At 59.8% G+C, this 11,442-nt stretch carries 14 protein-coding genes and 1 tRNA gene; 7 read left to right on the top strand and 8 right to left on the bottom strand.

The window, feature by feature from the left end:
• Positions 1 to 94: 94 nt before the first annotated feature.
• On the bottom strand, positions 95 to 853 hold the full coding sequence (locus PH562_RS28090) for an alpha/beta fold hydrolase (RefSeq protein ID WP_285176999.1): 759 nt from the start codon (positions 851 to 853) through the stop codon (positions 95 to 97).
• A gap of 147 nt (positions 854 to 1,000) precedes the next feature.
• Here PH562_RS28090 and PH562_RS28085 point away from each other — a divergent pair, with 147 nt between their 5' ends.
• Both PH562_RS28085 and PH562_RS28080 read left to right on the top strand, forming a co-directional pair.
• A complete protein-coding gene (locus PH562_RS28085; RefSeq protein ID WP_113408530.1) occupies positions 1,001 to 1,456 on the top strand; it encodes a winged helix-turn-helix transcriptional regulator in 456 nt (151 codons plus the stop codon).
• Positions 1,457 to 1,551: 95 nt separating this feature from the next.
• Positions 1,552 to 2,214 (top strand): flavin reductase family protein, encoded by a 663-nt coding sequence (locus PH562_RS28080; RefSeq protein WP_113408531.1) that lies wholly within the window; start codon positions 1,552 to 1,554, stop codon positions 2,212 to 2,214.
• Between the two features lie 37 nt (positions 2,215 to 2,251).
• Here the strand turns inward: PH562_RS28080 and PH562_RS28075 are convergent, their stop codons facing one another.
• Positions 2,252 to 2,857 (bottom strand): TetR/AcrR family transcriptional regulator C-terminal domain-containing protein, encoded by a 606-nt coding sequence (locus PH562_RS28075; protein ID WP_285176997.1) that lies wholly within the window; start codon positions 2,855 to 2,857, stop codon positions 2,252 to 2,254.
• Between the two features lie 75 nt (positions 2,858 to 2,932).
• Between PH562_RS28075 and PH562_RS28070 the strand changes: the two genes are divergently transcribed.
• Positions 2,933 to 4,144, top strand: a complete 1,212-nt coding sequence (locus PH562_RS28070) for a TCR/Tet family MFS transporter (RefSeq protein WP_285176996.1) — start codon at positions 2,933 to 2,935, stop codon at positions 4,142 to 4,144.
• Between the two features lie 101 nt (positions 4,145 to 4,245).
• Here the strand turns inward: PH562_RS28070 and PH562_RS28065 are convergent, their stop codons facing one another.
• Positions 4,246 to 5,163, bottom strand: a complete 918-nt coding sequence (locus tag PH562_RS28065; protein ID WP_095433333.1) for a DUF1003 domain-containing protein — start codon at positions 5,161 to 5,163, stop codon at positions 4,246 to 4,248.
• A 472-nt stretch (positions 5,164 to 5,635) separates the two neighbouring features.
• Between PH562_RS28065 and PH562_RS28060 the strand changes: the two genes are divergently transcribed.
• Positions 5,636 to 6,592, top strand: coding sequence for a phytanoyl-CoA dioxygenase family protein (locus PH562_RS28060; RefSeq protein WP_285176995.1), 957 nt, complete (start codon positions 5,636 to 5,638; stop codon positions 6,590 to 6,592).
• 116 nt (positions 6,593 to 6,708) lie between these two features.
• Here the strand turns inward: PH562_RS28060 and PH562_RS28055 are convergent, their stop codons facing one another.
• The 5 genes from PH562_RS28055 to PH562_RS28035 form a co-directional block, all read right to left on the bottom strand.
• Positions 6,709 to 7,194 carry a DoxX family protein gene (locus tag PH562_RS28055; RefSeq protein WP_285176994.1) on the bottom strand — a complete coding sequence of 162 codons (486 nt, stop codon included), beginning with the start codon at positions 7,192 to 7,194 and terminating at the stop codon, positions 6,709 to 6,711.
• An 18-nt stretch (positions 7,195 to 7,212) separates the two neighbouring features.
• A complete protein-coding gene (locus PH562_RS28050; protein WP_285176993.1) occupies positions 7,213 to 7,968 on the bottom strand; it encodes an HvfC/BufC N-terminal domain-containing protein in 756 nt (251 codons plus the stop codon).
• Positions 7,969 to 7,978: 10 nt separating this feature from the next.
• The gene (bufB, locus tag PH562_RS28045; protein WP_285176991.1) at positions 7,979 to 8,833 is read right to left on the bottom strand and encodes an MNIO family bufferin maturase; all 855 of its coding nucleotides are present in this window, start codon (positions 8,831 to 8,833) and stop codon (positions 7,979 to 7,981) included.
• A gap of 119 nt (positions 8,834 to 8,952) precedes the next feature.
• Complete coding sequence (locus tag PH562_RS28040; protein WP_095433328.1) at positions 8,953 to 9,237, bottom strand: BufA1 family periplasmic bufferin-type metallophore; 285 nt, start codon at positions 9,235 to 9,237, stop codon at positions 8,953 to 8,955.
• A 46-nt stretch (positions 9,238 to 9,283) separates the two neighbouring features.
• Positions 9,284 to 9,550: a BufA1 family periplasmic bufferin-type metallophore gene (locus PH562_RS28035; RefSeq protein ID WP_092718462.1), complete on the bottom strand. Its 267-nt coding sequence runs from the start codon at positions 9,548 to 9,550 to the stop codon at positions 9,284 to 9,286.
• Positions 9,551 to 9,841: 291 nt separating this feature from the next.
• Between PH562_RS28035 and PH562_RS28030 the strand changes: the two genes are divergently transcribed.
• From PH562_RS28030 to PH562_RS28020, 3 genes are all read left to right on the top strand, one after another.
• Positions 9,842 to 10,408 carry a sigma-70 family RNA polymerase sigma factor gene (locus PH562_RS28030; RefSeq protein ID WP_113408539.1) on the top strand — a complete coding sequence of 189 codons (567 nt, stop codon included), beginning with the start codon at positions 9,842 to 9,844 and terminating at the stop codon, positions 10,406 to 10,408.
• Complete coding sequence (locus PH562_RS28025) at positions 10,395 to 11,030, top strand: NrsF family protein (RefSeq protein ID WP_285176990.1); 636 nt, start codon at positions 10,395 to 10,397, stop codon at positions 11,028 to 11,030. Before PH562_RS28030 ends, PH562_RS28025 begins: the two co-directional genes overlap by 14 nt.
• 240 nt (positions 11,031 to 11,270) lie before the next feature.
• Positions 11,271 to 11,344: transfer RNA gene (locus PH562_RS28020), tRNA-Gln, on the top strand.
• Positions 11,345 to 11,442: the final 98 nt, after the last annotated feature.

Genomic DNA, 11,442 nt, shown 5'->3' with positions numbered 1-11,442 from the left:
CGATGAAACCGGAGGCTGTTCTAACCCCATCGCAGATGGGGGTCCCGTTTGGACGCCGATCACCCCATTTGCGGGGTCCTTATTCCATGCCTAATCACAATATGGCAAGCGCCGGTTTGCCACGGATAATGCGCTCGGCGGCCGCATCGGGTATCTCGAATTGATGGGCGCCGGTCGCAAAGCCCTTGGCCCAGCCAAGCGCGCCAAGGCACTCGGTCGCGGTGGCAAAAGGCGTGCCATAGGCTTCGAGCCATGTGTTGTCGATGACGGCGTTGTTTTCGAAGCCGTTGAGCTTGAGCGTGCTCAGAATGTTGTAGCCGAGATTGTTAAGCACCGGCTCCAGTGCGCCGTCGGCCTCGGCCTTGAGAATCCATTGAAACCACGGGGATACGGCAGCATTTGCCACGCTTCGCTCCATGCTATCCGGCTGGCCGAAGGGTGTCGGGCCGTTTGCCGAGATGATGCGGCGGATACGGTGGGGATGGCGGGCGGCAAGGGCCATGCCTACGGGGCCGCCGAAATCATGCATCACGAGCGTGATATCCGTGAGGCCGAGCGCGAGCACGAAGGCCTCCAGATTGGCGATGTGATCCTGCAGCCAATAGGTGCGGCCAGTGGGTGTTTCGCTCTTGCCGAAGCCCATATGGTCGGGAACGACGACGCGGTGCGTGCGGCTCAGCGTCGAGATCAGATGGCGAAACAGATAGCCCCAGGTCGGCTCGCCATGCAGGCAGAGGATGATCTCGCCATCGCGAGGCCCCTCGTCGACATAATGCATCCGGAAGCCTGGTGCCTCCGTGAAATGCGGAGCGAAGGGGAATGTGCCGGCGAATGCTTCATTGGCAGGAATCACAGTTGTTCTCCTAACTGGTTTTAATTTGAAACTATGGCTCCAATATCTCTTGTGGTTTTAGTTTGCAACCGATATATTGAACCGGTGATACAGGCGCTTGATCGCGGTTTTGACGGCAGACATGAAAACAGGCGAGGGCAGCGGGGCATGGCAAAGAGAGTGAGCCACAAGGATTCGATGTGTGGGGTGGCGCGGCCGCTGGATGCAATCGGCGACTGGTGGTCGCTGCTGATCATCCGCGATGCCTTCGATGGGCTGCGCCGGTTCGGCGAATTTCAAAAGAGCCTCGGGCTTGCCAAGAACATTCTCTCGGCCCGGCTGCGCAATCTCGTCGCTCACGGCATCATGGATACCGTGCCGGCTTCGGATGGCAGCCCCTATCAGGAATATGTGCTCACGCAAAAAGGGCAGGGCTTGTTTCCGCTGCTGGTCGCGCTTCGCCAATGGGGCGAAGATTTCTTTTTTGAGCCCAATGAGCCGCATGTGACACTGGTCGACAGAGCGACAAAGCTGCCGGTGCGGCGGCTGGAACTGCGGGCGCAGGATGGGCGGATGCTTATGGCGGAGGATACGGTGATCATAGTGCCGCCGCCTGAGGAATGAGGCAGGCGCGCCCATCGTCGAGCGACAGTTCGGCCGCGACCGAACTATTTCAGGCGGCATGTCGGCTACGCTGAAACTCTCAAAGGAGAGTTTCTATGTTGACGAACACAGCCAAATTCAATGCCGCCGAGAGCGATCGCGAGCATATCGAAATCAAGCCCAGCGTGCTTTATATCGGCACTCCCGTCGTGCTGATTACGAGCCTCAACCCCGACGGCACGACGAATATCTCGCCGATGTCCTCGGTTTGGGCCCTGTTTGACCGTGTCGTTCTGGGCCTGACATCAACCAGTAAGGGTCGGGGAAATCTCCTGCGCGAGCGTCAGCTGGTGCTGAATTTTCCGTCGCCGGAGCTGTGGCCAAAGGTCGAGGCGATCGCGCCGACGACGGGCCGCGATCCCGTTCCCCCGCATAAGGAAAAGATCGGCTATCGTTTCGAAGCAGATAAATTCGATGTGGCCGGCTTCACGCCGCAGGCAGCCGACCTCGTGCGGCCTCTACGCATCGCCGAATGTCCGATCCAGTTCGAGGCGGAGGTGGTGGCGGCACATCCTCCCGGCGCGCAATGGCCTCCAGAGCGTGCCGAAGCCTTCTCCATCGTCGAAGCGAAGGTGCTTCGCGTCCACGCACACAGGGATATTGTCATCGCCGGCACCCATCATATCGATACCAGCAGATGGAGCCCGCTGCTTTATGTGTTTCGACATTATTTCGGCACCGGGCCGGATCTCGGCCGCACTTTCAAGGCGGAGAGATGATGCATTGTCCGCGGAGGTGCCCATGCGATCACAGAGTTCACTGGCCGGCTTTGGCCCCGCCTATCAGCAGTTCCAAGCCAGCCTCGAATAGGGCTTCATGGCCGTTGGCGCGGTAAAGCGACAGAGCTTTAGCGAGGTTCGGACGGCTTTCCGCCGCGGCGTCGAGGGCTGCACGGTCCGGCGGATCGGCCGCATCCGCCTGCTCCTCCAGTACACATCCGACCACATAGCGGCTGATCGCGATCTGCAGCTCCAGCGCCTTTCCCGGATCGAAGCCGGCGGCGAGCAGGCATTCCAGCTGGGCTTCGATCGCGTCGAGATCCAAGGGATCGACCTCGGTTCCCGCATGAACGCGGGCGCCGTCACGCCATGCCAGCAGGGCGGAGCGGAAGCTGCGGGCATTGGCGTGCAGGAATTCTTGCCAGGTCTCCCCAGCCAGAGGCCTGTTGCGGGTGTGTTTTCGTCTTAGGATCTCGGTGTTCATCGCAGCCAGCAGGGCTCGTTTGCCCTTGAAGTGCCAATAGAGCGCCGGCTGCTGGACGCCGAGGCGCTGCGCGATCAGCCGCGTCGACAAGCCATCGATGCCGACTTCGTTGAGGATGGCCAGTGCTGCATCGACGATCTGGTTCCTGTCGATTTTCATCTTCTTTCCGATTGACAGTCCGATCATCATAATTTATCGGCGATAAAGTTCCTTATCAATGATAAGTTTTGCATTATGAACAAGATGCTTTTGACGATCCTCTCCGTCGTCGTTCTCGATGCGGCCGGAACCGGCCTCGTGATGCCGATCCTGCCGGAGCTTCTGCAGAGCGTGGCCCATTCGCCCGAGCTCGGCTGGCGCTATGGCGCCTTCCTGTCGCTCTACGCGGCGCTGCAGTTTCTGGCCTCTCCCATTCTCGGAACGCTGAGCGATCGTTACGGCCGCCGGCCGGTGCTGCTCGCCTCGCTGGCGGGCGGCATGATCGACTATGCCTTCATGGCGTGGGCACCGGGTTTCTGGTGGCTATTCCTCGGCCGCGCCGTCGCCGGTCTGACGGCCGCCAACGCCGCGGTTGCGAGCGCGTGCCTTGCCGACATCACGCCGGAGGAGCGCCGAACGCGGGCTTTCGGGCTGCTCAGCGCCTGTTTCGGCATCGGTTTCATTCTCGGACCGGTCATCGGAGGGGTGTTGGGAACGATCTCGCTGCGCGCGCCTTTCGTCGCTGCCGCGTTTCTGGTGATGGTGAATTTCATTGTCGCGCTTGTCGTGCTGCCGGAGACACGTACTGTACGGCCTGAACGGATCAATCTGGCCGCCTTTCATCCGCTGGCGCCACTGCGTTGGATCGGTGCGTTTCCGGCGCTGGTGCCGCTGCTCTTCATGTCCATCCTCCTTGCAATCGTCGGAGAAGTCGGCGGTACCGTCTGGGTGCTCTATGGTCAGGACAAGTTCGGCTGGGATACGGCGACCGTCGGCCTGTCTCTGGCTGGCTTCGGCCTGTTCCATGCGCTCGCCCAGGCTTTCGTCGCCGGCCCTTTGAGCGAGCGCTGGGGCGAAGGCTGCGCACTCGTCGTCGCGATCGTCTGTGACGGCGCTGCCTATGTCGCCATCGCCTTCGTCACGCAGGGTTTTCTCGTCTTTTTTCTGTTTCCGCTTTTCTGCCTCGGTGGGATCGGCCAGCCGGCGTTGCTGTCCTTGATGACCCAACGCGTCGGCGCGGACGAGCAAGGGCGTCTGCAGGGTGTTTTAACCAGCCTGACGAGCCTCGCCTCCATGATCGCGCCCCTGGCGATCAGCGAGATCTATTTCGCATCAAGGCATGTCTTTCCCGGACTGGTCTGGGTGCTCGGCGCCTCGCTCTATTTCCTCTGCATGCCGATCCTCTTCGCGAAGCGGCAGCGGACAGATGAGCCGCTGGAAGGAGCGGCACATCGACAAAGCGAGTAATCCTGAAGGGCATATGGTGGAACGACATAGAGGGATTACGCGGTTAGCAGCGCCAGCAATATGGCACGGTCGAAGATGACTGGTGCAGCCGTTCGGTGCGATCAGTTGACGGAATCGTCCGGATCGGGGTCCTTGACCTTGGTGAAGAGGCTCTTCAGCGCACTGGTCTTTGCCTTCGCCGCCTTGTTGGCCTTGATCGCCCGGGTCGCCGCCTTGGCCTGTTCCAGCATCATCTCGATCTGGATCTGCTGGATTTCGGTCAGACGCTCCCATTGGCGATTGAGGAGGTGGTCGACCTTTTCATGCAGGTGGCGGATTTCCAGTTCGGCCTTCAGGTTGACCTTATAGTCGTTGAGGGCGCGTAGGCGATCCTTCTCTTCCTGGCGGCGCTGGCTCATCATGATGATCGGCGCCTGCAGTGCTGCGATGGTCGATAAAACGAGGTTCAGCAGGATGAACGGATAGGCATCGAAGGCCTGTTTTTCGCCCATGACGAGATTGATGCCCATCCAGACGGCGAGAAACAGGCAGAAGGAGATGATAAAGGTCCAGCTGCCGCCGAAGGACGCGACGCCATCCGCCATGCGGTCGCCGATCGAACGGTGGTCCTCGTAGTCCTCTTCGATGTTTTCGGCCAGCGTATCATGCGTCTTCAGGCTTTCGACGACCTCGTCTTCGAGGTTGGAAAGCTCGCCGCGCTCCACCGTCAGCAGCTCGGCGATATATTGGGCGCGATAATCGTCCATGACCTTGCGGCTGATATAGTCGTCGGCACGAAGCTCCGGGTGCTTCAGCCGCATGAAATCCGCCAGCGACGGGCGGAGATCGTCGACATGCACGGCATCTTTTTTCTTGAGCACCTGACCGGTGATGGCGTCGATCAGCTTGACGGACTTGGCCTTCGCCTGCGCTAGACTTTTGGTATAATCGTCCATCTCAACAACGGTTGGGCTCTCGCCCTCGCCCGCGTCGAAATCGACGATACCTTCCGCCGGCTCAAAGGTCTTCGTTTCTGTCATCTAAGGGGGCCCTCTTTGACGCTTTTTCGCTCGTGTAGCCAATAATGCGAACAGGAATATGACTGTTAGAAGACAATGGAAATTGTCGCCGAGATAGACCGCAGCTGCCTATCCCCAACTTCCTCTGCTATTTGCTCCTATCGAATTTCTAGCGCCATTATCCTAAGCAACGGCAAACACGGTGCGCCGCTCCTGCAATCCTTTGCGTCTGTCTCGCCCGCAACCCGGAAAAGCAACCCTTCCGGGCGAATTCGTCATCGGCTTCGAAAGCGTTGCGTGTTTCTGCGGAAATTTCTACCGATTCGATCAGGTTTTGGTTTTTGGCCCCCTTGACCAAGGCTGGCCGACTTCTATTTGCCGCGGTGCAGCAGACATTCGCGAGAGCGAATAAATGTTAAGGTTTCAATGAATTATCGTCAGCGGGTTGGGGGCCTGCTGTCACGGATCTTTTAAATGCGTGGAAAGGATCGCTATGCACAATCCCCCGGCAGAAGACTTGGAGTCTATCGCCCGACAGGGCGGCCGATTCAAGCGAATGGCCGTCAGGATACCCACCTACCTGACCGATCTTAAGGAAAATCCGGCCTGGCTGCCGATGTTTCTCCTGGCCAGGACCCTGCCGTTTCGGCGCATCCATTGGCTGGCCACCAAGCAGCCCGTCAGGCTTCCCGTTTCCGGCTCCTCGATGTTTGCCGGCACTGAACGCAGCGCCGTCGTCAACGCTCTACGGACCGATGGCATCTATCCGAGCCTGATGCTGCCGGATCATGTTCATCGGGAAATCGCCGAATTCGCTGCCAACACCGCCTGCTTCGGCAATTTCAACCGGAAGCTCGAATTTGTCGCAGGCGAACATAAGGAAGCGGAGGCTCGCTTCGGACGGCCGATTCTGAGCGGACATTTTTTTGAGCGCTCGCTTGATTGCGAAGCGGTCATGGCGGTCCAGCGCGATCCGCTGCTGATCGACGTCGCCCGCCAATATCTCGGCGGCCAGGCCAAAGTGATCACCACCCGCATCTGGTGGAGCTTCCCGACCCAGGCTTCCGAAGCCGACCGGAGCCTTGCCTCGCTCGACAAATATCATTTCGATCTCGACGACTGGCGGATGCTGAAATTCTTCTTCAATCTCGTCGATGTGGATGAGGGCACCGGCCCGCATGTCTTTGTCAAGGGAAGCCACAGGCGCCGCCGGGTCCGTCATCAGTTGACTTTGCTGGTCGGGCATCCGGCAAACGAAGTGCTCGATTATTATGGCGAGGCGAATGCACTGACACTGACCGGAAAGGCCGGCTCCGGCTTCGTCGAAGATCCCTTCGGTTTCCATATGGGGACGGTTCCGACCCAGAAGCCGCGACTGATGATGGAGGTGGGTTTTGGGGTCTCGAAGCCGTCGCGTCGCCGCTTCCACGGAGAACCCGTCCTGCGTTAAGGCATGTCGCGTAGAAGCGCGCGGCGGTTTGCGAGAACGATATGCGCAGAATAAAATGCGCATTTAGCTGGCATCACGGAGCGCCACTCGCAATTGGCGCTCCCGTCTGACCGATCTCAGGCCGAGCGGCTGAACCGCCTGGCAATCAGGCGGTCGAGCGCGATGCGGCCAGGCCCGCCCGCGATGATCACCAGAAAGCAGGCTGCCCATGTGCCATGCGTCGGCCAGGCATCGGGATAGACGAAGATTTCGATGACCAGGGTCATGCCGAGCAGCGCCAGCGCCGAGAGCCGGCTCGCCAATCCGATGACCAGCAAAAAAGGAAAGAAATGCTCGCTGAAGGCGGCGATATGGGCGGCGATCCAGGGATCGACCAGCGGCAGCTTGTATTCCGTCTGGAAGAGATAGACGGCATTGTCGGTCACGTGCCAGCCATCCACCTTGGTCTGGCCGGATTGCCAGAAGACGGCGGCGATCGACAACCGCGCAATGAGTGCGATCAGGTCATAGGGGATACGGTCGAGAAGCTTTAGGACACTATAGAGCCTTTTGGGCATAGTTTCGCGTTCGGCCGGAGTGGCCGTCATCATCCGGTTCTGCATCTTCGTTCCTCTTGGCGTTCAGCGAATGGCCATGAAAGCGCCTGCCGTGAACGCACCGGCGAGGTTGGCGGAAAGATCGAAATTGGCGGCTTCAGCGAGAGCCGTCTCATAGGCCTGGCCAAGGGCGGCGCCCGAAAACAGCTCTTCCAGAAATGTTGCGCCACCCGGCGGTAGGCGATGCACTTCGACGATCATCTGCGGGCGGATGACGAGGGCATCCTCGCCCGTCCAATCGTTTATATCTGCAAGCTCGATTTCGCCGGTGTTCATCGCCCAGATGGTGATGGCCGGATGGGCGGAACGTGCGACCGAGGCTGAAGGGTGCGGTACGAAAGTCAGCTCCGCAAGGCCTGCCGGCTCGATGGTCGCCATGAGTGCTGCATCAAGCGGTATAGCGTCGGCTGCGTGATAGGCTCGACCCCGCAGCGCCTCCAGCCGCATCACATCGGCCAGATAGGGAATTTCCTGCGCCGGTCCGAAACTCCCGGCGAAATCGGGGAAGTCATCGCCATAGGCAAGCAGCAGCGGCGAGCGCGGCGGATGCAGGCGGATGAACTCATGCGCCATGGCGGCGAAGAATTCCTCGCCGACGATCCTTTCCGCAGCCGGAAAGCGCGAGGCGAGCGCACCGATCAGGCCGATGGCGACATTGTTGCGATAGACGCCGAAACGCCGCGCTGGGTGTGGGCCGTTCCAGGCCGTCAATCCATCGGGCACCGCGAGATCGGGATTGACGAGCGCTGCGGCGAATTCGCTTTGCGTAGCGAGAGACATCGATCCCTCCTCAGGCTGCCCGACGCGCGGCGGCGCGCTTCAGGATGGCTTCGGCCGCTTCGGCCTCGGCCCTCAAAATCGGCCATGCCGGCACGTCGTTATCCCACTCGACCAGGCTGGCAATCGGTCCGGTGCAGCCGATCAGCTCCTCGTAAAGCGCCCAGACGGGATCTTTCACCGGCGTATCGTGGCTGTCGATCAAAAGCGGCGCGCCAGAATCGTCGACGGTCTCCGAATGACCGCTCAGATGGATCTCGCGCACCCATTGCACCGGGAAGCGCTTGAGATAGGCGCGTGCGTCCATGTGGTGATTGGTGGCGGCGACGAAGACATTGTTGACGTCGAGCAGCAGGCCGCAGCCGGTGCGTCTGGCAACCTCGGCCAGAAATTCCGTTTCCTCGATCGTGCTTTCCTCAAAGAGCAGATAGGTAGCCGGATTCTCGAGCAGCATCTGTCGACCGAGCAAAGTCTGTACTTCGTCGATGTGAGCGCAGACCTGCTCAAGCGTTCCCTCGGTGTAGGGCAGGGGCAGAAGATCGTTGAGAAAGGTCGTGTCGTGCGTCGACCAGGCGAGGTGCTCCGAAAAGCTCTCCGGCTCATAGCGATCGCAGACGATCTTCAGGCGAGCAAGATGTTGGTTATCCAAAGGCTGCATCGAGCCGATAGAGAGGCCGACGCCATGGATGGATAAGGCATAATCCTGGCGCAGCTTGCCGAGCTGGGCATGTGGCGGACCACCAGCACCCATATAGTTTTCCGCATGGACTTCGAAAAAGCCAATCGGCTGTGTAGAGCCATGGATTTCGGCAAAATGCTCCGGCTTGAAGCCGACGCCGGCGCGACGGGGGAGTTGTGACGGTTTCATTGCGGGCCTCCGTATGAGAGTAATTCCAGCAAAGTTGTGAAGCAGTTTGTGTTCGAGAGGCAGGCGGCGTCGGATTAAACGATGCGCCGCCCACGTTTGCATTGCCTTGTCTGATAGGGTCAAACCGGGGCTGGACCCTGCATCAGGGTGCCGTGGCCGTTCGGCGTCTTGATCGTCTCGCAGGTTCCCGCGGGAACCAGCTTCCACGAGTTGCGCTGATAATCGACCTTCGACGTGCCGGCGCAGGTCGTGCCGGGACCGGCGGCGCAATCGTTCTGGCCCTTGAGGGCGACGCCGTAGCATTTTTCCTTGGCATCGGCGGCAGATGCTGTCGTCACACCGGCAACCAGCGTCACCGCCGTTGCGACCGATGCGGCCAGGGCGAGTGCGGACATCTTGCTCATGACAAACTCCTTACGAGAGATGGTTGACGATCAATCCGGTTTCGGATCAGGCCGGGGTCAGCGAGCCGTGGCCCTTCGGGGTTTTCATCGAGGTGCAGGTGCCTGTGGGAACGAGCTTGAAGGACATCTTGTCGTAGCTCATGGTCGACTTGCCGGCACAATCATGCTTGCCGGCGGCGCAATCGTTCTGGCCCTTAAGGGCGACGCCGTAGCATTTTTCCTTGGTATCGGCGGCCGAAGCCGGGACGGCGACGGATGCAAGTGCCGATGCGATCGAGCCAGCAATGGCCAGGGTGAGGATGCTGTTCTTCATGGATCTGTCTCCTAGATGGATGCGAGCCGTCATTGGCTTGCATCGAGGTCTACGGAGCGTCTCGAGCGGATGTTACAGCCGCATCGGAATTTTTTTCGAGATGCGTCACTTATCTTGTGCCGGCTATCTGCTGCGGCGGGCGATAGCTGGGCAAGTATGGTGGTGAGGCTGACATGCGCATGGGTAGCAGACGCATCTTGCGAAGAACCTGCCATGGAGACGAAAGAGCTTGAAAAATAGTTGCTGTTGCCGGTAACGAAAGCCTGCGGTGCCGCGTAGAGGAGATGTCGGATGAATCATTCGGCGCGCGAAGAGGAATGGGCAGTCTGGATGCGCGCGGCGATCGGCGGCGATGCGCAGGCCTATCACCGTTTCCTCACCGCCGTGACGCCGCATCTGCGCGCCATGGCGCGGCGGCGTTGCGATCAGCTGGGCGCGCCGGTAAGCGAGGCTGAGGATGTGGTGCAGGAAGTGCTGCTCGCCATCCATCTGAAGCGCGGCACGTGGGATTCATCCCGCCCGATCGGACCTTGGCTGTCGACGATCGTGCGCAACAAGCTGATCGACAGCCTGAGACGGCGCGGGCGGCATATGAGCGTACCGATCGACGATGTGATCGATTTCCTGGAGGCGGAAGAGCATACCGACGCCTTGGACCGGTTCGATGTCGATCGTATGCTGGAGCTGCTGAAAGACCCGCAGAAGACGATCGTGCGCTCGATTTCCGTCGAGGGAACCAGCGTCCGGGAAACGGCGGACCGGCTGAAGATGACGGAAGGGGCGGTGCGCGTGGCGCTGCACCGCGCGTTGAAGATGCTTGCGGCATTGTATCGGAGTGAGACCAGTGAAAACCGATGACCTCATCAATCTTCTGGCGCAGGACGCGCCGGTCCGCATGCGGATCGGCAAGGTCCTCACCCTGGCGGTCGTCGCGGGCATCCTGATCAGCGGCGGTATCTTCTTTGCCATGATCGGTTTTCGAGCCGATATCGATACAGCGATGGAGACCGTCCGTTTCCTGTTCAAGTTCGTCGTGACCATCGCGCTTGCCGCAACAGCCTGCGCTGTCGTCTTCCGTATCGGACGGCCGGGCGCTTCGCTGCGCCTATGGGGCTGGACACTGCTCTTGGCGCCCATCCTGCTCCTTGCCGCCGCCGCTGTTGAAATGGCCGTCATGCCGGCTGACAGCTGGAGTGCGCGGATGATCGGGCACAATGCCCGCTTCTGCCTGACGCTCATCCCGCTGCTGTCGATTGGCCCGCTCGCCTGCTTCCTGTTCGCCCTGCGCCAGGGCGCGCCGGAAAAACCGGGCGTCGCCGGTGCCGTCGCCGGATTGGCCGCTAGCGGCATCGCTGCGACCTTCTATGCCTCCAACTGCACGGACGACAGCCCGCTTTTCGTGCTGCTCTGGTATCCTATCGCGATCGCCATGGTGACGGCAGTCGGATATGTCCTCGGGAAACGCCTGTTGCGGTGGTGACGCGGCCGAACGCGTGATTTCGAAACCGCGAAATCGCTTCTAGGGCATGCGTTTCGGCCAATAATGCAGTATCGCGCGGAAAACCTTGTGGCAGCAGGCGGATTCCTGACCTATTATGTCTGAGTGAAAGCAACTTTCAAAAAATCGCATTTCCCTGTGTTAAAGTGTTTGCATCCGCGGCAAATTCGATTATAGAGGCCCTGCTTTCCCCGCAGGGGCACTTTACGGCCCGGCGGCTGTTGGGAAATAGTTCAATGGTAGAACAGCGGACTCTGACTCCGTTAATCTTGGTTCGAATCCAGGTTTCCCAGCCAATTTCAAATTTCCTGATTTGAATCAGCATTTTGGTTTGCCTCTTGTACTTGAGGCGGATATCCCTCTTCCTGTGATTGAAAATCTTTTCGAAGGAGTA

This window comes from Rhizobium centroccidentale, assembly GCF_030182565.1.
Classification (GTDB): Bacteria; Pseudomonadota; Alphaproteobacteria; order Rhizobiales; family Rhizobiaceae; genus Rhizobium.
Note: the sequence above shows the minus strand (reverse complement) of the source record. Positions and strands in the feature narration are given on the sequence as shown.

Excerpts from the sequence above, each read along its gene's own strand:
- PH562_RS28050 (WP_285176993.1), bottom strand. The coding sequence starts at position 7,968 with ATGTCTCTCGCTACGCAAAGCGAATTCGCCGCAGCGCTCGTCAATCCC.
- PH562_RS28070 (WP_285176996.1), top strand. The coding sequence starts at position 2,933 with ATGAACAAGATGCTTTTGACGATCCTCTCCGTCGTCGTTCTCGATGCG.
- PH562_RS28060 (WP_285176995.1), top strand. The coding sequence starts at position 5,636 with ATGCACAATCCCCCGGCAGAAGACTTGGAGTCTATCGCCCGACAGGGC.
- PH562_RS28075 (WP_285176997.1), bottom strand. The coding sequence starts at position 2,857 with ATGAAAATCGACAGGAACCAGATCGTCGATGCAGCACTGGCCATCCTC.
- PH562_RS28085 (WP_113408530.1), top strand. The coding sequence starts at position 1,001 with ATGGCAAAGAGAGTGAGCCACAAGGATTCGATGTGTGGGGTGGCGCGG.
- PH562_RS28080 (WP_113408531.1), top strand. The coding sequence starts at position 1,552 with ATGTTGACGAACACAGCCAAATTCAATGCCGCCGAGAGCGATCGCGAG.
- PH562_RS28035 (WP_092718462.1), bottom strand. The coding sequence starts at position 9,550 with ATGAAGAACAGCATCCTCACCCTGGCCATTGCTGGCTCGATCGCATCG.
- PH562_RS28030 (WP_113408539.1), top strand. The coding sequence starts at position 9,842 with ATGAATCATTCGGCGCGCGAAGAGGAATGGGCAGTCTGGATGCGCGCG.
- bufB (WP_285176991.1), bottom strand. The coding sequence starts at position 8,833 with ATGAAACCGTCACAACTCCCCCGTCGCGCCGGCGTCGGCTTCAAGCCG.
- PH562_RS28065 (WP_095433333.1), bottom strand. The coding sequence starts at position 5,163 with ATGACAGAAACGAAGACCTTTGAGCCGGCGGAAGGTATCGTCGATTTC.
- PH562_RS28040 (WP_095433328.1), bottom strand. The coding sequence starts at position 9,237 with ATGAGCAAGATGTCCGCACTCGCCCTGGCCGCATCGGTCGCAACGGCG.
- PH562_RS28055 (WP_285176994.1), bottom strand. The coding sequence starts at position 7,194 with ATGCAGAACCGGATGATGACGGCCACTCCGGCCGAACGCGAAACTATG.